This window comes from Exiguobacterium sp. RM11 (assembly GCF_059821525.1).
In genome coordinates this window covers 2,570,876-2,588,594 of record NZ_CM187558.1, presented here as the reverse complement: position 1 = coordinate 2,588,594, position 17,719 = coordinate 2,570,876, and the positions used below count along the sequence as shown (strand labels likewise).

General features: G+C 48.9%; 22 protein-coding genes and 1 other annotated feature. Of the genes, 10 read left to right on the top strand and 12 right to left on the bottom strand.

The window, feature by feature from the left end:
- Positions 1 to 7 precede the first annotated feature (7 nt).
- The 6 genes from AC5LIL_RS13535 to queC form a co-directional block, all read right to left on the bottom strand.
- A complete protein-coding gene (locus AC5LIL_RS13535; RefSeq protein ID WP_499825367.1) occupies positions 8 to 838 on the bottom strand; it encodes an IS3 family transposase in 831 nt (276 codons plus the stop codon).
- Between the two features lie 8 nt (positions 839 to 846).
- On the bottom strand, positions 847 to 1,356 hold the full coding sequence (locus AC5LIL_RS13530) for a helix-turn-helix domain-containing protein (protein WP_499824373.1): 510 nt from the start codon (positions 1,354 to 1,356) through the stop codon (positions 847 to 849).
- A 77-nt stretch (positions 1,357 to 1,433) separates the two neighbouring features.
- Positions 1,434 to 1,922 carry a preQ(1) synthase gene (gene queF, locus AC5LIL_RS13525; protein WP_015880473.1) on the bottom strand — a complete coding sequence of 163 codons (489 nt, stop codon included), beginning with the start codon at positions 1,920 to 1,922 and terminating at the stop codon, positions 1,434 to 1,436.
- Positions 1,923 to 1,933: 11 nt separating this feature from the next.
- A complete protein-coding gene (queE, locus tag AC5LIL_RS13520; protein WP_214746937.1) occupies positions 1,934 to 2,644 on the bottom strand; it encodes a 7-carboxy-7-deazaguanine synthase QueE in 711 nt (236 codons plus the stop codon).
- Complete coding sequence (gene queD / locus AC5LIL_RS13515; RefSeq protein WP_015880475.1) at positions 2,626 to 3,084, bottom strand: 6-carboxytetrahydropterin synthase QueD; 459 nt, start codon at positions 3,082 to 3,084, stop codon at positions 2,626 to 2,628. Before queD ends, queE begins: the two co-directional genes overlap by 19 nt.
- Positions 3,081 to 3,725 (bottom strand): 7-cyano-7-deazaguanine synthase QueC, encoded by a 645-nt coding sequence (gene queC / locus AC5LIL_RS13510; RefSeq protein ID WP_015880476.1) that lies wholly within the window; start codon positions 3,723 to 3,725, stop codon positions 3,081 to 3,083. Before queC ends, queD begins: the two co-directional genes overlap by 4 nt.
- A gap of 217 nt (positions 3,726 to 3,942) precedes the next feature.
- Here queC and nhaC point away from each other — a divergent pair, with 217 nt between their 5' ends.
- The 5 genes from nhaC to AC5LIL_RS13485 all read left to right on the top strand — a co-directional run bounded on the left by nhaC (position 3,943) and on the right by AC5LIL_RS13485 (position 8,766).
- Entirely contained in the window at positions 3,943 to 5,319 is a 1,377-nt protein-coding gene (gene nhaC / locus AC5LIL_RS13505; protein ID WP_499824372.1) for a Na+/H+ antiporter NhaC, read from the top strand.
- Positions 5,320 to 5,403: 84 nt separating this feature from the next.
- Positions 5,404 to 5,988: a DNA-3-methyladenine glycosylase gene (locus tag AC5LIL_RS13500; RefSeq protein WP_271305939.1), complete on the top strand. Its 585-nt coding sequence runs from the start codon at positions 5,404 to 5,406 to the stop codon at positions 5,986 to 5,988.
- 82 nt (positions 5,989 to 6,070) lie between these two features.
- Positions 6,071 to 6,583: a type 1 glutamine amidotransferase domain-containing protein gene (locus tag AC5LIL_RS13495; protein WP_026824537.1), complete on the top strand. Its 513-nt coding sequence runs from the start codon at positions 6,071 to 6,073 to the stop codon at positions 6,581 to 6,583.
- Positions 6,584 to 6,733: 150 nt separating this feature from the next.
- Positions 6,734 to 7,819, top strand: coding sequence for an MFS transporter (locus tag AC5LIL_RS13490; protein WP_499824371.1), 1,086 nt, complete (start codon positions 6,734 to 6,736; stop codon positions 7,817 to 7,819).
- A gap of 113 nt (positions 7,820 to 7,932) precedes the next feature.
- Positions 7,933 to 8,766 carry an undecaprenyl-diphosphate phosphatase gene (locus tag AC5LIL_RS13485; protein WP_499824370.1) on the top strand — a complete coding sequence of 278 codons (834 nt, stop codon included), beginning with the start codon at positions 7,933 to 7,935 and terminating at the stop codon, positions 8,764 to 8,766.
- Between the two features lie 162 nt (positions 8,767 to 8,928).
- Here the strand turns inward: AC5LIL_RS13485 and bshB2 are convergent, their stop codons facing one another.
- The 3 genes from bshB2 to pdxK are packed head-to-tail and all read right to left on the bottom strand — an operon-like array spanning position 8,929 to position 10,827.
- Positions 8,929 to 9,579: a bacillithiol biosynthesis deacetylase BshB2 gene (gene bshB2 / locus AC5LIL_RS13480; RefSeq protein ID WP_499824369.1), complete on the bottom strand. Its 651-nt coding sequence runs from the start codon at positions 9,577 to 9,579 to the stop codon at positions 8,929 to 8,931.
- Complete coding sequence (locus AC5LIL_RS13475; RefSeq protein ID WP_214695888.1) at positions 9,576 to 9,947, bottom strand: YojF family protein; 372 nt, start codon at positions 9,945 to 9,947, stop codon at positions 9,576 to 9,578. The genes bshB2 and AC5LIL_RS13475 overlap by 4 nt, the downstream gene beginning before the upstream one ends.
- A 55-nt stretch (positions 9,948 to 10,002) precedes the next feature.
- Positions 10,003 to 10,827: a pyridoxine/pyridoxal/pyridoxamine kinase gene (gene pdxK, locus AC5LIL_RS13470; RefSeq protein WP_214785603.1), complete on the bottom strand. Its 825-nt coding sequence runs from the start codon at positions 10,825 to 10,827 to the stop codon at positions 10,003 to 10,005.
- 186 nt (positions 10,828 to 11,013) lie between these two features.
- On the opposite strand from pdxK, the gene cbpA reads away from it, so the two are divergent.
- Positions 11,014 to 11,649, top strand: coding sequence for a cyclic di-AMP binding protein CbpA (cbpA, locus tag AC5LIL_RS13465; protein WP_214695898.1), 636 nt, complete (start codon positions 11,014 to 11,016; stop codon positions 11,647 to 11,649).
- A 34-nt stretch (positions 11,650 to 11,683) separates the two neighbouring features.
- Here the strand turns inward: cbpA and AC5LIL_RS13460 are convergent, their stop codons facing one another.
- The 3 genes from AC5LIL_RS13460 to AC5LIL_RS13450 form a co-directional block, all read right to left on the bottom strand.
- Positions 11,684 to 12,166, bottom strand: coding sequence for a GNAT family N-acetyltransferase (locus AC5LIL_RS13460; RefSeq protein ID WP_499825366.1), 483 nt, complete (start codon positions 12,164 to 12,166; stop codon positions 11,684 to 11,686).
- A gap of 99 nt (positions 12,167 to 12,265) precedes the next feature.
- The gene (locus AC5LIL_RS13455) at positions 12,266 to 13,150 is read right to left on the bottom strand and encodes a diacylglycerol/lipid kinase family protein (protein ID WP_499824368.1); all 885 of its coding nucleotides are present in this window, start codon (positions 13,148 to 13,150) and stop codon (positions 12,266 to 12,268) included.
- A 131-nt stretch (positions 13,151 to 13,281) separates the two neighbouring features.
- Entirely contained in the window at positions 13,282 to 13,656 is a 375-nt protein-coding gene (locus tag AC5LIL_RS13450) for a hypothetical protein (RefSeq protein ID WP_074034233.1), read from the bottom strand.
- 159 nt (positions 13,657 to 13,815) lie between these two features.
- Between AC5LIL_RS13450 and AC5LIL_RS13445 the strand changes: the two genes are divergently transcribed.
- From AC5LIL_RS13445 to AC5LIL_RS13430, 4 genes are all read left to right on the top strand, one after another.
- Positions 13,816 to 14,247: a MarR family winged helix-turn-helix transcriptional regulator gene (locus AC5LIL_RS13445; RefSeq protein ID WP_214746962.1), complete on the top strand. Its 432-nt coding sequence runs from the start codon at positions 13,816 to 13,818 to the stop codon at positions 14,245 to 14,247.
- Positions 14,248 to 14,368: 121 nt separating this feature from the next.
- The gene (locus tag AC5LIL_RS13440) at positions 14,369 to 15,004 is read left to right on the top strand and encodes an FMN-dependent NADH-azoreductase (RefSeq protein WP_015880490.1); all 636 of its coding nucleotides are present in this window, start codon (positions 14,369 to 14,371) and stop codon (positions 15,002 to 15,004) included.
- A gap of 79 nt (positions 15,005 to 15,083) precedes the next feature.
- The gene (locus AC5LIL_RS13435) at positions 15,084 to 15,761 is read left to right on the top strand and encodes a uracil-DNA glycosylase (RefSeq protein ID WP_214785605.1); all 678 of its coding nucleotides are present in this window, start codon (positions 15,084 to 15,086) and stop codon (positions 15,759 to 15,761) included.
- Between the two features lie 143 nt (positions 15,762 to 15,904).
- Positions 15,905 to 16,098 (top strand) — a binding site (T-box leader).
- 46 nt (positions 16,099 to 16,144) lie between these two features.
- Complete coding sequence (locus tag AC5LIL_RS13430; RefSeq protein WP_214785606.1) at positions 16,145 to 17,704, top strand: aromatic amino acid hydroxylase; 1,560 nt, start codon at positions 16,145 to 16,147, stop codon at positions 17,702 to 17,704.
- Positions 17,705 to 17,719 lie beyond the last annotated feature (15 nt).

The following is a 17,719-nucleotide window of genomic DNA, read 5'->3' as shown; positions in this document are numbered from 1 at the left end:
AGTTTCTTTAGGCGACCTTTAGAACCTGCGTCCGATATTCCACCGGGCTCAGGTTTTTTAGTCGTTTCTTGATGCGACGATGATTATAGTACTCGATGTATCGCTCGAGCTCCTGTTTGAAATGGGTCATATCTTCGAACTTCCTGAGATAAAGGAGCTCGGACTTGAGCACGGCGAAGAAGCTCTCGATGGCCGCGTTGTCGAGACAGTTGCCCTTTCGGGACATACTCTGGGTGATGCCGTGTTCGCGCAGCTTCGCCGTGAATGCTCGGAACTGGTATTGCCAGCCCTGGTCAGAATGGAGGATTGGTCTCCCATCACCGTCGAGTCTTGCGATGGCTTGGTCCAACATCTCGCCGACGAACGGATATCTAGGACTGTCTGACATCGAATAGGCAATGATTTCCCGGTTGGCCAGGTCCATCATCGGTGAGAGATAGAGTTTCTCCCCGAAAAGATGGAACTCGGTGACATCGGTCACCCACTTCTGGTTTAGGCCTGTGGCCTGGAAATCCCGTTCGAGGAGGTTCGGTGCGATCGTTCCGACCTCTCCTTTGTAGGACCGATATTTCTTCATGCGGACGAGGCACTTGAGACCAAGCTCGTCCATGAGACGCAATACGGTCTTCGGGTCGTGCCTGAACCCTCGGCGCTCGAGAAGCGCATGGATGCGACGATAACCACAACGTCCTTCGTGTTCGTGGAAGAGGGTCTGAATCGCTTCCTTCACGTCCGCGTACTTGTCAACAGCCGTCAGGCGTGTCCGCCAATAGTAGTAGACGCTTCGAGCCATATCGAGCACTTGGAGGAGACCCGGTACAGGATAGGTGGCTCGCAGCTCGTCGATTACTTGGGCCTTGATCCGGTTCGTCGCGCTTCCTCTTCTTGAACCAAGGCTTTCAATTTTTTTAACGCGGCGTTCTCCATCTCGAGGTACTCGACCCGTTCCTTGAGCTTCTCGACCTCTGTCATCTCGTCAGGATTCTTTTTCTTGCGTTTCGCCATTGGGGCACGTCCTTTCGCTTTGGCTACCAGCCCCTCCACTCCTTTCCGTTCGTACGCGGACCGCCACTTGGAGATGATTCCAGGGGAGGAGATGCGGTACTTCAGGGCCGCATCCAAGCAGGACAGTCCATTGGTAGCCATATCGTTTAGTACCTCCAGTTTAAACGCCTGCGAGTGGACTGTATAGGAAGGATCGAAGATTTCCTCCCCCCAACGCTTGTAGAGATGCGCCCAGGTACGCACCTGGTTATACGAGATTCCGAACTCCTGTGACAAAACCTCAAATCCGTCCCTTCCCGTGAAGTAGCGCTGGGCGATTTGGACTTTCAATGCCTTTGAATATTTGGTCATAAAAAACACCCCATAAAAGTTGGATTTTCATGTCCAACTTTTATGGGGCAGTTCACAATGGAGCGCCTACTTTTTGATTAACGGTTGTCGACCGTCTCTGGATAGAGGTCATGGTTGAACAGACGATGTTCGGCCATCTTCTCATACTTTGTGCCAGGCTTTCCGTAATTGTAGTACGGATCAATCGAGATGCCGCCACGTGGTGTGAATTTGCCCCACACTTCGAGATAGCGTGGCTCCATCAATTTGACGAGGTCCTTCCCGATGACGTTGATGCAGTTCTCATGGAAGTCACCGTGGTTACGGAAACTGAACAAGTACAACTTCAACGATTTCGACTCAACGAGTTTCTCATCCGGGATATACGAGATGTAGATCGTCGCGAAGTCGGGTTGGTTTGTGATTGGGCACAGGGACGTGAATTCCGGCGCATTGAATTTGACGAAGTAGTCGTTCTCCGGGTGACGGTTCGGGAACGCCTCGAGGACGTCAGGTGTGTATTCAAAAATATAAGGGACGCTCTTCTGTCCGAGGAGCGAGAGGTCTTGTAAGTCTTCTGGTCTCATGTTTATTCTCCTTAGACGCCACGTTCGTTGGCGTACAGTAATGTGTGTAGTTGTGGTAGGACGCGGACGCTTTGCCATGAAGGGTCGCGTGCGACGTCTTCCCACAATTGTTTCAAACGACGGAGCTGGGCATCGGTGATATCACCGTCAGCACCTGGCTCTGGGTTACCGGCAGATAAATACATGACGTCCGGTGCATAGCGTTGTTGTACTTCTTTCGCGTAAGCGAGGTCCACTTCATCAAAGACGGCAACTTTGAATGTCGTCTGCTCCGGGCGTAGCCGTTCGACGATGGCGTCAAGTTGTTCCCAGTTTGTCTTCATGCCAGACGAAGGAGGCTTCGGGCTGAGGGTCACGTCATCGATCTGTGTGAGCCACTCTTGATAGCGGCTACCTTGCGTCTCGACGGCGAGTGTGACGCCTCGCTCTTTCAATTTCACGACGAGGTTCTCCATGGCCGCGATGAGGAGCGGGTTTCCACCCGATATGGTGACGTAATCGTACGCACCGAGTGCGTCAAGGCGATCGATGACCTCGTCGGCCGTCAGCATGTCCGGTTTTTCTGAACCGTCCCATGTGAATGCTGAATCGCACCACGAACAGCGATAATCGCAACCGGCGGTCCGGACGAACATCGTTTTCTGTCCAATGGCACGTCCTTCTCCTTGGAAGGTCGGTCCGAACACTTCTAAAACAGGGATTTTCACGATTCCACCAACCATTCACGGCGGAACTCAGCGTACGACGTCGGCGTTTCATACAAACGGACGAATTCGACGCGCACGTCGCGTTCATTTGGCAAGTGTGTCGCCAGTTGTTCAAAAATCCAATAGCACATGTTTTCTGCAGTTGTATTCATATAAGGGAGTGACTCGTTCAAATAGCGATGGTCGAGATATGGCTCAAGCTCTTCTTTGAAGATTTTTTTCAAGTCACCAAAGTCGAGCGTCATCCCGCGATTGTCGAGAAAACCGCTGACACCCATCTGGAGCTTATATGTGTGACCATGAAGGGCACGACATTTGCCATCATAATCAAATAAGTGGTGTGCCGCGTCGAACGTCACTTCTTTGACGATTTGAACACGATGCGGGCAGTAGATGAGCGACCCTTCTTGTTTCGATTCGACACTGGTCGGGGCGAGGAATGGAGCATGTTTCATACGCGCACCTCCTCGTAAGCTGTGAGTCCGTTTTGGCGAAGCTTACACGCCGGACATTCTCCACAACCTGAACCGATGACACCGTTGTAACAAGTGAGCGTACGTTCTTTGACGTAGTCGAAGGCACCGAGCTCGTCGGCAAGTGCCCACGTCTCTTTTTTATCGAGCCACATGAGCGGAGTGTCGATGACGAATGGATAATCCATCGCTAAATTGAGTGTCACGTTGAGTGATTTAATGAATTGGTCTCGGCAATCCGGGTAACCTGAAAAGTCCGTTTCACATACACCGGTCACGATGTGATGCATACCGAGTTGTTTGGCCATGACAGCCGCAAATGATAAGAATAGATGGTTGCGTCCATCGACGAACGTGTTTGGGACGTCCGCATTGTCGATGTCAAGATCGTGTCTCGTGAGCGCATTTGATGTGAGTTGTCCGAGTAGGGACAAGTCGAGGATGTGGTGTGGGACATCGAGTTCTGCCGCGATTTCTTTTGCGACCTCGATTTCCGCATCGTGGCGTTGACCATATGCGAATGTCACCGCCTCCACATGGGAGAATTGTTGTTTTGCCCAAAATAGGCAAGTGGTTGAATCTTGGCCACCACTGAAGACGACCAATGCTTTTTCGTGTTGCATGAAGCACACTTCCTTTTCGCTAGTTTTGATGTCGGAGGAGGTTACGAACTCCGGAGGTCACCCTCAAGCATATAATTTATCATAAAAAGACGTTTGACAGGGAGAAAGGAAGCGAGTATAGTAAAAAACATCACTGACGTGCTTTTGTGCATAAAAGCGTTTAAGCGGTTAGGCGAAATAATAAATAATTAGGATATAACGAAAGGAGGGGACGTCGATGCAGATGAAAGGAAAAGAAGCTGTATTCGTCGTGTTGATGAGCGGGATCACCTTGCTCGCACTGATGTTTTTGGCCAAAGCGACGCCACATATGGCGATTTTTGGCACAATGGTAATAGTAGGTGGATACGCGTATTATCGTTTACGCGACTTCAAACAGATTGAGACGGCGATGATCAACGGGATTCGTGAAGCCATCATGCCGGTGTTGATTTTGTTATTGATCGGGATGCTCATCGGAGTATGGCAAATGTCCGGGACGGTCGCGACGATCCTCTCCATCGGATTAAATACAATCTCTGCTGAATGGTTCTTACCGAGTGTCTTATTGATTACGATGATTGTCTCGACATTCACAGGAAGTGCGTTTACAACAGTCGGAACGGTCGGTGTCGCCTTGTTCGGAATCGGGACGGCACTAGGCATCTCGCCAGCTCTCGCTGCAGGTGCCATCGTGTCGGGTGCGCTCTTCGGAGACAAGATGAGCCCGTTGTCGGATACGACAAACTTTGCGCCAGCAGTGGCGGGTGTAAAATTATTTGACCATATTCGCTTCATGATGGGGACGACGATTCCAGCGTTCATCATCACACTGATTTTATTCACATTCCTCGGACGTAGTGGTCAAAGCGCGGACACGACTCAAATTGCGGAAGCACAAGCTGCGCTCAGCGGACGTTTCGACCTTTCTTGGCTCACGTTAATTGCCCCTGTGCTCGTCGCAGTGCTTGCGTTCCGTCGGATGCCAGTTTTGCCGACGATGCTCATCGGGATGTTCGCTGGTGTGTTGACGGCAGGTTTTGTTCAAGGCAACTGGAGCATCTCGAACTGGCTCGGTGTCATGCAGTCTGGATTCAAGTCAGGTGTCGAGAATGAGACGATTGCGACGGTACTCGATCGTGGTGGTCTCGAATCGATGCTTTGGTCGGTCAGCCTCGTCTTGATCGCCCTTGCATTCGGAGGGTTGTTACGTGAACTCGGTGTGTTCCAAGCGATCGTTGAATCGTTGCTCGAGCGCTTGAAGTCACCAGGAAGTTCGGTTCTATCGGTCGTCCTCAGCTCGATCGGTGTCAACTTGCTCGCAGGGGAACAGTACTTGTCGATTCTCTTGCCAGGACAGGCGTTCAAACAAGGGTTCATCGATCGCGGGATCGATCCACGCTACTTGTCACGTGCGCTTGAGGATGGCGGGACTGTGATTAACCCGCTCATTCCGTGGGGTGTCTCCGGAGCGTTCTTCGCAGCGACACTCGGTGTGCCTGTATTGGAATACGCACCATTTGCATTTTTCCTCTGGCTCAGCCCGGTCTTCTCCATCATTTTGGGATACGTCCGATTGGGGAAGCAACGTGAATCACTTAAAATCGCATCGTAATATCGAGGTGTCCTGCCATGCAGGGCATCTTTTTTGTGTGCAGGACATGACTTTTGAGAAAATAGGAGAAAGGGAGGTGGAACGATGAAGCGACTCGATCTAGCATTTTATGAACAACCGACACTCGAATTGGCACGCGCCTTACTCGGCCAATATTTGGTGCGGCGACACCCAGAAGGTGACATCATCGCGAAGATTGTCGAGACAGAGGCTTACCTCGGTGCCATCGACCGGGCGGCACATAGTTTCGGAGGGCGTCGAACGAAACGTACGGAAGTCATGTTCGGACAGCCTGGGCATGTATACACTTATCAAATGCATACACATACGCTCCTGAACGTGGTCAGTGGTCCGGTTGGTACACCGGAAGCCGTGTTGATTCGAGCCGTCGAACCGATTCAAGGACATGAATGGATTGCTTCGAACCGTCCTGGGGTGAAACGATATGACCAAACGAACGGACCAGGGAAGTTGACGAAAGCACTCGGGATCACGATGGACTTATATGGTCACTCGTTCCAACAAGACCCGCTCTATCTTGCTGAAGGTGAGACGGGAATGGTGATTGAGGCGGGTCCACGCATCGGGATTCCAAACACGGGCGAGGCGCGTGACTACCCATATCGCTTCTTTGAACGCGACAATCCGTATGTCTCGAAGTTCCGTTGAATGCATGCAATGATGTTTAAGTGATTCGTGCCAGTGGAACAGTCCCTATGTGCATAAAACAAACAGAGGGAGTGTTTAGAACATGGCAAAAGTAGCAACGCTCATTACAGATATGTTTGAAGATGTAGAATTCACGGGTCCCCGTGATGCATTGGTGGATGCGGGACATGACGTCGTGACGATTGAGAAGAAAGCGGGTAATACGGTAGAAGGGAAGCAAGGAGAGGCGAAAGTGAACATCGATCAATCGATTGACGATGTATCGCCAGAAGATTTTGACGCCCTTCTCTTACCAGGCGGATTCTCACCTGACTTGTTGCGTGAGGACGAGCGTTTCGTCTCGTTCGCCAAAGCCTTCATGGACGCGAAAAAACCTGTCTTTGCCATCTGTCACGGACCACAGCTGTTGATTACGGCGAAGACGTTAGAAGGTCGTGACGCGACCGGCTACAAATCGATTAAAGTCGACATGGAGTATGCCGGTGCAAAATATGCGGATAAAGAAGTTGTCGTCTGTCAGAACCAGCTTGTGACGAGCCGTCAGCCGGATGACATTCCGGCGTTCAATCGCGAGATTCTCAACTTATTGAAATAACACGTCAACCACGAGAGGAATCTCGTGGTTTTTTGGTGTTTTCGGGAATAGACAAGTAAGGAGGAGATTCAAATGAGAAAACGAGCACGTTCACCTAGTTAAGTTCGTCGAAACGTTGTCCGATTAGGATGGATTCGTTGGTTTGAAGGCTTGATTCCCGCATACGTGATTGAACGGCTGTTCTGGGAGTCACGCGACATCTCTATTCAGGAAGTCGTTTATTTAGAGATGGTGTATGCGCTCATCATCGTTCTGTTTGAAGTACCGACTGGTGTATGGGCGGATCATACGGCACGGCGTCGACTTGTCCAAATCGGTGTCACGTTAGAATGGCTGTCGTTTATCGTCATTTTGTATTCGTTCACGTTCACGGGTTTCTTTGTCGCAATCAGCTGTTCGGCCGTTGGGTCGGTCATTCGAAGTGGGGCAGAGAATGCGCTGCTATACGAGTCCTTACAGGAAAGTCACGAAGCGTCGTCATTCGAACGGGTTCTTGGGAAGCTGAACGCGATTGGGATTGTGGCTGCTGTGGTGGCGGCATTGAGTGGTAGTATGTTGGCTCAGTACCTTCCCTTGGAGTGGAACTATGGAATCTCGATTTTGAGTTTGATGATGGCGACACTATGTAGTGTATTTCTCGTGGAACCGACTCATCGAGAGCGGGAGGAACGTTTGACGTGGCAGCATTTGTTCAAAGGGTTCCGATTCATTTGCTCAAACCGACAACTTCGTTATGTCACAATCAGTTTTTTGGCAGCGGTATCCGCTTTTAACTTCATCGATGAATTTTGGCAACTGTACGCTCGCGATGTGTCCGTTCCGATTTATTGGTTCGGTGTCATTTCAAGTGGGTTGCTCTTGATCCAGTTACCTGGACAACTATTCGCAGGAACCATCGTGCGTGTTGCGCCTTCTGAACGTTGGTTGAAGCGATTCGGTTGGTTGATGGGTGGCGGGTTTCTCTTCATCGGCTTATTTCCGAGTCCAATTGGAATTGGTGTCATGGGATTGTTGGCACTTCTATATGGGGCGATGGAGCCGCTCTATTATGGACTTTTGCACCATCAAGTTCCTTCATCCATTCGAGCGACGACGGAATCATCTGTCTCGATGCTGTGGCATCTTGGCATTCTCGGATTAGGGGTTGTCTTTATTATAGGGACGACAGCGTCGCTATTTTTGGCGTATTCAATGATTGGGCTTGTTGTGTGGGTCGTTCATGCGACTGCACGATAATTCTCACAGGCATGGGCCATAAGCCATGCCTGTTTTTACGTCTTAAGACGGACGCAAGATGATGAGAAGAAGTGTATGATGAGAACAATCTAAAGAGTTACAGGAGAGACATCGTGGAATGGTATGAATTATTCGTAGGCTTTTTGTTAGGGGTCGTTGAGGGACTGACCGAATTTGCTCCGGTCTCGTCGACGGGTCACATGATTCTCGTGGACGGGCTTTGGTTGAACTCGAGTCAGTTTTTAGGTCAGGAAGTAGCGAACACGTTTAAAATCGTCATTCAATTAGGCTCGATTTTAGCGGTTGTTGTCGTCTTTCGAGACCGATTCAAAGCGTTACTGAATCCGAAGGCGCTACTCACACTCAGGCAGAGTGGGGCGACGCACCAATTCAATCTGATACATATTTTGATTGGACTGCTTCCGGCCGGTGTCCTCGGTATATTGTTCGAGGACTACATCGATACACACCTCTTCTCGGTCAAGACGGTGTTGATCGGGTTAGTCATTGGGGCTTTCTTTATGATTGCCGCAGATCTATCAGGTGTGAAACGACAAACGACTGCAACGCTCGATGACATCACGTATAAGCAAGCGCTTGGTGTCGGATTGATTCAATGCTTCTCGTTATGGCCAGGATTCTCGCGGTCGGGCTCGACGATTTCTGGTGGCGTCCTCCTCGGGATGAGTCACCGGGCAGCGGCAGATTTTACGTTCATCATGGCGGTACCGATCATGTTCGGCGCGAGCGCCTTGTCACTCTACAGCAAATGGACATATTTTACGCTCGATACGTTGCCGGTGTTTATCGTCGGGTTCATCAGTGCGTTTTTGTTCGCGCTTATTTCGATTAAGTTCTTTTTGAAATTGATCAACAAAGTGAAATTGATGCCGTTTGCGGTCTATCGAATCGTATTGGCCATCGTGATTTATGTTCTGTATTTCTAAAAAAAACACGTGCGAATGGCACGTGTTTGAAACCAATGAATGAAATTGTTCGTACAGTCTAGAAGAGGTGAAAACATGGGACAAATCGTTGTAGTATTCGGAACGTTAATCGGTCTTGGGACCGTTGGGGCATTGCTTTATATGACACGTCTAGCCTATGAATCATGAGAACGGATAATGATAGAAGCGCTCACGTTGGAGTAACTCCATGACGTGGGCGTTTTCTGCGTTGTCAATCGCGCGAAGTAGACCTTCCGTCTGAGAACGATGGGCAAAGAGGGAGGCTTTTTTCTGCTCGCTCTCTTCCGTCACATCGACGATCACATGAGGTTGTCCGAGTTCTTCTTCTGTGCGGCGATCGAATGCAACACCTAAAAACTCAGGGCGTGATTCTCCCATCTCTTGAAGTGCTCGTACGACAGCACGAGCTGTCGCTTCATGGTCCGGGTGAACGGCATACCCTGGATAGAACGAGATAACCGTTTCCGGCTTCACTTCGTCAATCAATGCGCGGAAGCGACCAGCGAGCTCTGTCTCATCCTCAAATTCGACCGTTTTATCACGAAGTCCCCACATGCGCAGATCTTCGATGCCCATCATCCGACAAGCTTCTTCTAATTCGTGCTTTCGAATTTTAGGGAGCTCCTCACGCGTCGTAAAGATCGGGGAACCCATGTTGCGTCCCATCTCGCCTAGTGTTAAGCAGACATACGTGACCGGGAGTCCTTTTTGACGATGTTGGATGATCGTTCCGGCCGAGCTGAACGCTTCATCGTCCGGGTGTGGGAAAATGACGAGTAATGGTCCATTCATTGATTCTCCACCTCCGATGCTCCTTGCGGGAGCGGTTTGATATCGATATGCAGCGCACACGCCAGTCGACCGAGACGATCGTGACCAGCGAGTAGTAACTGTTCGCCGTGCACTTCGTAGTCGGTCAATCCTTCGACATAGAGCCAACCGTGATCAAGTTTTAAGCCGACACGGTAAGGTCCATTTCCTTTGATTTGACCGATGCTATATTCGATTTTGGCATTACGGATAAACATCCCGGCGTTATGGAAGTCCGGGTCGTTATGTGTCGCATAGGCACCGTTTGTCGTCTCGACATGGACGAAAAGTGGTGTTGCGACATGATTGTCTAAATATTGCTGAATGTGATCAGGTTGAATCGCTTTCACGTCTGTCCCTCCAATGGAAAGGATGACCCGAAACGTCACGTTCCGGGTCATCTGTTTACGATTGTGTTGCTACTTTTTTACGGTATCCCGTATGGTTCGTCGGTCCGACGTATTGGTTGAGGCGGAATGAGTGACGAACTGCTTCTGTGATAAATTCTTTTCCGATTTCAATCGCTTCTTCGACCGTATGACCGTTTGCGAGAGAGGCCGCGATGGCAGAAGAGAACGTGCATCCACCACCGTGTGTGAACGCAGGCTCGATTTTTTCACTTTCTAGCAGGCGGAATTCGTTTCCGTCATACAAGACGTCGAATGCTGTATCGAAACCAAGTTTGCCACCGACTTTGACGATGACGATCTCAGCGCCGAGCTCATGGATCAGGCGAGCCGCTTCTTTGATTTCGTCCATCGTCGATGGTGTTTTATCGAGGCCAGCGAGCATACGCGCCTCGAATAAGTTTGGAGTGATGATTTTTGCAACTGGTACGAGATGTTGACGCATCGCGACCGCAACGTTCGGGTCAAGAATCTCATCCGCACCTTTACATGCCATGACCGGGTCGACGACGGCATTCTCGATTCCGTATTCTTTAATCTTACGTGCTGCGAGTTCAATGATTTCAGGTGTCGGGAGCATTCCCGTCTTCACTGCATCGACTCCGATCCCAGCGAGCACCGTATCGATTTGTTTCTCAATCAATGTCGTGTCGATTGGAAAGACTTCGTGGTTCCATGCGTTATGTGGATCTTGTGCCACAATGACAGTCAAAGCTGTCATACCGTACACACCGAGTTCTTCCATCGTTTTGAGGTCGGCTTGGATACCCGCGCCGCCGCTCGTATCAGAACCGGCAATCGTCAATGCTTTTTTCATCGTCATAATCGTCCATCCCCTTTGTCTGTTTGGATAGTTTCACTATAACGACTTTTTCGTATTCCGACAAATGCAAGGATTACAAGAAGTGTTCATAACTTTTCAGAAAAAGTATGCAGGATGTTCATCATATTTGGGGAATAATAATGAATAGGGTGTAGACCACTTTATTATTGGCTGGGAGGAAAACGCATGTTAGTGCATAGCTTATGTATCCCGAAGAAAGATGTTGTCACAATCAGTGAAAAGGCAACATTGCGGGAAGCGCTTCATACGCTTGAAGAAACAGGATATCGTTGTGTGCCTGTTTTAGACGAGACGGGGAAATTTTTCCGCGGTAACATTTATAAAATGCATATTTATCGTCATGGAATGAACGGGGAAAACATGGACGATAATGTGATGACGCTCATCAAAAATACGCAAAAATACGTTCATGAATCCGACGGCTTCTTCGAAGTATTTTTCTCAATCAAAGAATTGCCATACATTGCCGTATTGAAAGATGAAAGCAATGAGTTTTATGGTATTCTTCCGCACGGGAAGATGCTTGGGATGCTCGAAGAGGCATGGAGTCGTGACACAGGTAGTTACGTCTTGACGATTGCCTTGAGCGAACAGGCAGGAGCGCTCGAGAAGATTACAAAAATCGTCAACAAGTATACGTCAATCGCAAGCTTGATGACGCTTGATGCAAAAAGTAAGGTGTTGCGTCGGGTACTCGTGACGTTACCACCGGATTGCGAAGAAGACATGAAGAACAAAGTTGTTGCCAAGCTTGAACAAAAAGGCTTCCGAATCGTCGAAGTCGAGAACTTGAACAACTAAGTCAAAGCCCTTTCACACCACGTGAAAGGGTTTTTTAGTTGAGTCGTTTTTCCATCCGGATGTCGGACCAGAATTGACCGTCCCAGTAAGTGAAGTGCTCGATTCGTCCGATTTCTTCATAACCGAGTTTCGTATAGAGGCGATGGGCCGCGTGATTGAAGGCGAACACGCCGAGCTCCATGCGAGGCGTCCCCTGCGCCCGTAGTTTCTCCTCCAGCAAACGAAGGGACTCCGTGCCCACGCCTTTACCGCGTCCTACGGATTCCCCGATGACAAACCCGAGCCACGCCGTACCAGGTTCTTGACGGTACAGATGAGGGGGGTCATACATGACGTTCATTTCACCGACGAGATGGTCGTCTGCATAAATGAGAAAAATATCATGTGTCAGAAGACGATCCTCTAAATCTTCGACCGTCATCTCATAATGAGCGGTCAATTCTTCTTCAGACCGACTCGGACGAATCAAATGCACGATTTGTGGGTCATTATTCCAGCGATTGAATGTCTCGACGATTTCGTCGGATGCTGTTGTAAGTGGAACAAGCGAGATGTTGATAGGTCATTCTCCTTTCTCGCTTGTTAACATTCGGTTTCGTTCATAAAAGTCCTTCTCTTATACGGGCTTCAATACGTTCAAATGACTCGGTAAAATTTCAAATGTAAATGGCAACGTTCCACCAGTGTCACCGTCTGCATTTACAGGAAGGGATTCAGGCGAGTTGACGCTCACCCGTGTCGTACAGAATGACGTGACACTGTCCGTTTCCTTTAATTTTCCGGTGAACAGGGCAGGCGTTAATTGAAGTGCATCTTTTAGACCGAGTTCTTCAAAAATATAGACGTGCAACAGACCATCGTTCAGTCGTGCGTCCGGTTCGAAATTCTCAAATCCTCCGACCGAGTTCGTCAAAGCGATGACGACGAGATAAGCTTCGCCATCAAATTGACCGTCCTCACTTTCAATCGACAACGCATAAGGACTATGTTCGCGGAACGCCTTCACGCCTTCAATTAGATAGGCGAACGGCCCCCACTTTGTCTTTTCTTCCACACTCACTTCATCGACCGCCTCGGCAATGAGACCAATGGCAATGACGTTCATAAAATAGCCGTTCTCATATTTTCCGATATCCATCGGTGTCGGTTCAGCGTTACGAAGAGCTTCAATCGCTTTTTTTGGATCATTTGGTACACCAAGTGCGCGGGCAAGGTCATTGACCGTACCGAGCGGGATGATTCCAAAGTCGGGACGATGAGGCGCTTCCGCAAGTCCGGTGACCGCTTCGTTCAACGTCCCGTCCCCACCCATCGCAATGACGGCCTTATATTGTTTTTCTGCTGCTTCTCGTGCAAAGTTCGTCGCATCCTGTTCTTTCTCGGTGAAGCGGACATCGACGTGTCCATATCGTTCACGCAATACTTCCTCGGCATGTGTCGCGTGTTGTTCCCCCAATTCTTTTCCTGAGGATGGATTGACGATTAACATGACTGTGTCCATTCCAACATATCTCCTTTTCGGTTCGAATACTGTCCTTTATTCCCGTCTGCGAAATCGATTACTCCTAAAAAATCCCCATGATCGTCAGCACTTTCGGCTGATCTTCATGGGGATTGGAACATGTCGTTCGTTTAATAATGACGGAATGCGGACATATCTAAATGACTCGCTTCAGACTCATCCACTGCGAGTTCGATACGCAGATGTTCATGAAACGGAGAAACGAGGGCGCCCATGCAGGCGACCGGTTCATGGTCGGGGACCGGTGATTTACGTTTCGTTTTGACGAATAAATAATCCGATCGCTTCAACGTCAACAAGAAACGTTCCACGGCGTGCGGTTCACGGGTCACGTTTGGCCAAGGTAAATGATTGAACAATAAAAAGACCGCGCCTTCCTTTTCGAGCGCATAGTCCGGTGCGATGCCTTCCCGATTCAACAAATCGATGACAGCATGCAAAAACTCCCGTTTAATCGTCAATGAAATTTCGTAATACTCACGCATACGGTCCACCCTTTCTTAAAATCACAATACTACCATTCTAAACGTTTCCGACATACGCGACAATGAAGAAGTTCCTTGACGAAGTATTTTTCCCGGCTTATACTGCATAAGTCCTGCTATACTAGTGATATATGATGAACGAATTGAGGTGAAACCGACATGATTGAATCCCTTGAATTGAAGGCATGGGTCGTTCTCGCACGAACGATGGATGCCATCAGCGATCGTGTGAAAGAAGATTTACGACGCCACCAGTTAAATTCAACAGAGTTCGGTGTTTTATCCGTTTTGTATAAACGAGGAGATACCCCGTTACAACAAATCGGGGACCAGATTTTGATTACAAGTGGTAGCGTGACATACGTGATCGACAAGTTGGAAAAGCGTGGGCTGATTGAACGAATCGCCTGTCCGTCCGACCGTCGCGTCACATACGCCTCGTTAACAGAGGATGGGAAGGCGCTCATGGATGTCGTCTATCCACAGCACATCGAAATCTTTAAAGATATATACGGACCGTTAAGCGATGAAGAGACGGAACAATTGATTTCGTTATTGAAACGAGTCGGTTATAACGCAGCGGGCAAATAAAGCCCGTTGCTTTTTTCATTAATATCTTGAAGTTAAAATAATTGACGATGAGATATACAGATGATATAGTTCTAACTGTTATTGAAAAAAATTAGAGATTACCCAAATGGAGGATTACACGATGACTAAAGTATTATATGTATCGGCTAACCCGAAACCAACTGAACTTTCATACAGCAAACAAGTTGCAGAAACATTCGTATCAACACTCAAGGCTGAAAACGCATCAATCGAAGTAGAAGCAATCGAACTCTACGATGTCGATGTACAAGAAATCGATGGAGACGTGCTCAGCGCATGGGGCAAATTCGCATCAGGCGAAGCACTCACTGACGTGGAAGCGAAAAAAGTAGGCACAATGAGCGGCATGCTCGAGAAGTTCATGGAAGCGGACCTTTATGTATTCGCAACGCCAATGTGGAACTTCTTCTTCCCAGCACGCATGAAAATGTTCCTCGACAGCGTCCTCATGGCGGGTAAAACGTTCCGTTACACGGAGCAAGGTCCTGTCGGATTGCTTGAAAACAAACAAGCGATCCACATCCAAGGAACAGGTGGTATCTACACAGGAACTGACCTTAACTTTGCAGACGCATACCTCCGCCAAGCGCTCGCGTTCGTCGGTGTGTCTGAAGTAACGACGGTAGCAGTTGAAGGGATGAACCAATACCCGGACAAAATCGAAGAAATCGTTGCGGACGCGAAAGCGAAAGCAGAAGCACTTGCGAAGGAAGTTGCAGGCGCAGTAACGGTATAATGCGAAAGACGAGTCGGCTGGCTCGTCTTTTTGTATGCTCGCATTTTGGGTATCATACAAAGGGAAAGGGGAGTATGCAATGGGAGAGCAGTTATCGAGTCGATTACTTGGAGATTGGACAGACATCATCCAAGACGAGATGAGTCAACCTTATTTCCAACAGTTGAAGCAATTCGTTGATCAAGCGTATGAGGAGACGATCGTTTATCCAAACCGTGAAGACATTTGGAACGCTTTTATCTATACCAAATTCAGTGACGTGAAATGCGTGATTTTAGGGCAAGACCCCTATCACGGACCAAACCAAGCGCATGGTCTCAGTTTTTCGGTACAGGATGGGGTGCGTTTCCCACCGTCGTTACGAAATATCTTTCAAGAACTAAAAGACGACATCGGGTGTGACATTCCGGAGAGTGGGAATTTAGAAAAGTGGGCGAAACAAGGAGTCCTCCTTTTGAACACAGCGCTGACGGTCGAAGCGGGGAAAGCAGGTTCACACCGCGGAAAGGGATGGGAACAGTTCACCGACTCGGTGATCGAGCGACTAGGGAGTCGTGAAGAGCCTATCGTATTCATCCTGTGGGGGAATGACGCGAAGAAGAAAATGAAATGGATCGGAGAGCAGCATAAAGTGCTCACGTCCGTTCATCCGAGCCCACTATCATCCCATCGTGGATTCTTTGGATCAAAGCCGTTTTCTCAAGTGAATGACGCTTTAAACAAGTGGGGACAGTCCCCGATCGATTGGTGTCTTTGACAGTCTACGAAAATTCGTAGACTGTTTTTTGTTGACGCGTTGAAAAACCTTTGGTACAGTAACTAACAAGACGTCACTTTAGTGCTTAAAAGCATATATGCATAACAGCATAACTGTATAAAAGATAGAGAAATGAATACGTAGTAGAAGCGAAGAAGGAACCGAAGTAGAGACATCTTCCCTGGCCCAGAGAGCGTGTGGTGCTGCGAACACGCCCAAAAGATGAATCGAATTACAGTTCCCGAGCTCTCATGATTGAGCGGTCCCCCGTTATCGGAATAAGCGGCTAGATAATCTCTAGCAACCAGGGTGGTACCGCGGCTTTGTCGTCCCTATCGATTGAATCGATAGGGATTTTTTTTGACTTTAAAGGAGGACTTCACATGTTGACACAATCGATTCCAGCACATCTTGCCCCACATATTTCACCGCAGTTTTACAATGAATACACACCAACGGATCATGCCGTCTGGCGCTTCGTTTTAAGCTTGAATCTGCATACGTTAGAAGGAAAAGCGCACCCGTTTTACATCGAAGGTTTAAAACGGACGGGAATGGGACCAGACCGATTACCGAACGTCGAACAGATGACGGATGAGATGCGGGCAGCGGGATGGTCGACTGTCGCAGTGGATGGACTCATCCCAGGCGTTGCTTTCTTTGATTTCCAAGGAAACGGAATGTTGCCGGTCGCGACGGACATTCGAAAAGTCGAGAATATCTTATACAGTCCAGCACCTGATATCATTCATGAGGCGGCAGGTCACGCGCCGATGCTGATGGACCCGACATTCTCTGCAATCGTCAAACGTTTCGGACAACTAGGAGCAAAAGCGTTCATGAACCGAGAAGAGCATGCTTCGTTCGCGGCGTTGAAACGCTTGACAATCGTGAAAGAGAACGCCAACTCAACCGAGCAAGACATCGAGGCGGCAGAACGAGCGGTACACGAAGCGAAAGCACAAGTGACCGGTTTTTCAGAGGCACAACAAGTCGCACGTATCTTTTGGTGGACAGTTGAATTTGGATTGATTGGTGACCTTGAGAATCCGATGATTTACGGGGCGGGCCTCTTGTCATCTGTCGGTGAAAGCCGTCACTGTCTGACCGATGCGGTCGTCAAACATCCATTTGATTTGGAGCATGCGCTACAGACGAAGCAAGACGTGACGAATATGCAAAAAGAACTATTCGTCATTCCAGACTTTGAGACGCTTTCTTCCGTTTTAGATGAATTAGAGGGGAGAATGGCCATTCGAAAAGGTGGGGTTGAATCGGTCACAAAAGCATTGGCGTCGGGAAGTCAATCGACGATTCGACTCGAGGACGGTTCAGAACGTGTCGGCATCGTTCGCCACATGACAGAATCGAAGGAACATACGCTCATCCAATGGGATGAGTGCACAGTCGTAAAAAATGGTCAGTTGACGAAACGAGAACGTCACGGACTTCTCATTGTCCATGACACGGAATCGGCGCTAGACCGCGATGATCTCCTCGAGGACGGAATGACCCTTCGTCAAGCATGTGCATCGGACATGCTCGAAGGGGTGACCGTTCAACTAGAAGGACGGACGATCTCACTCGATTCACTCGAAGTACGCGTCGATTCACTTCCATCGGTCTTCCCTGGGACGACGGTGGAAGAATTGACGATCATTGAAAAACCGGTGATCATCGAACGGGATGAACGTGTATGGACGAAAGATGACCCGATGTTCAATCGCATTCACCTCATGCGTGAACGCGGGGAATCGATTGATGGTCTCGTTCCAGACATTTTATCCGAGCACCCGGATGCGTGGTTGTTACACATTGAATGTCTGGAGTTAGTAGAAGACGAGGAATTGAAGCAGGCCTTGATTGACCGACTTGAAGCACTTCGTCATACATCTCCTTCTCGAAATGAATTGATTGGACGCGCGTTCGAACTGTTACGCTAACGAAAATAAGCGACG

Coding starts and splice junctions, on each gene's coding strand:
- AC5LIL_RS13530 (WP_499824373.1), bottom strand. CDS start 1,356: ATGACCAAATATTCAAAGGCATTGAAAGTCCAAATCGCCCAGCGCTAC.
- queF (WP_015880473.1), bottom strand. CDS start 1,922: ATGAGACCAGAAGACTTACAAGACCTCTCGCTCCTCGGACAGAAGAGC.
- queE (WP_214746937.1), bottom strand. CDS start 2,644: ATGGTTGGTGGAATCGTGAAAATCCCTGTTTTAGAAGTGTTCGGACCG.
- queD (WP_015880475.1), bottom strand. CDS start 3,084: ATGAAACATGCTCCATTCCTCGCCCCGACCAGTGTCGAATCGAAACAA.
- queC (WP_015880476.1), bottom strand. CDS start 3,725: ATGCAACACGAAAAAGCATTGGTCGTCTTCAGTGGTGGCCAAGATTCA.
- nhaC (WP_499824372.1), top strand. CDS start 3,943: ATGCAGATGAAAGGAAAAGAAGCTGTATTCGTCGTGTTGATGAGCGGG.
- AC5LIL_RS13500 (WP_271305939.1), top strand. CDS start 5,404: ATGAAGCGACTCGATCTAGCATTTTATGAACAACCGACACTCGAATTG.
- AC5LIL_RS13495 (WP_026824537.1), top strand. CDS start 6,071: ATGGCAAAAGTAGCAACGCTCATTACAGATATGTTTGAAGATGTAGAA.
- bshB2 (WP_499824369.1), bottom strand. CDS start 9,579: ATGAATGGACCATTACTCGTCATTTTCCCACACCCGGACGATGAAGCG.
- pdxK (WP_214785603.1), bottom strand. CDS start 10,827: ATGACGATGAAAAAAGCATTGACGATTGCCGGTTCTGATACGAGCGGC.
- cbpA (WP_214695898.1), top strand. CDS start 11,014: ATGTTAGTGCATAGCTTATGTATCCCGAAGAAAGATGTTGTCACAATC.
- AC5LIL_RS13455 (WP_499824368.1), bottom strand. CDS start 13,150: ATGGACACAGTCATGTTAATCGTCAATCCATCCTCAGGAAAAGAATTG.
- AC5LIL_RS13450 (WP_074034233.1), bottom strand. CDS start 13,656: ATGCGTGAGTATTACGAAATTTCATTGACGATTAAACGGGAGTTTTTG.
- AC5LIL_RS13445 (WP_214746962.1), top strand. CDS start 13,816: ATGATTGAATCCCTTGAATTGAAGGCATGGGTCGTTCTCGCACGAACG.
- AC5LIL_RS13440 (WP_015880490.1), top strand. CDS start 14,369: ATGACTAAAGTATTATATGTATCGGCTAACCCGAAACCAACTGAACTT.
- AC5LIL_RS13435 (WP_214785605.1), top strand. CDS start 15,084: ATGGGAGAGCAGTTATCGAGTCGATTACTTGGAGATTGGACAGACATC.
- AC5LIL_RS13430 (WP_214785606.1), top strand. CDS start 16,145: ATGTTGACACAATCGATTCCAGCACATCTTGCCCCACATATTTCACCG.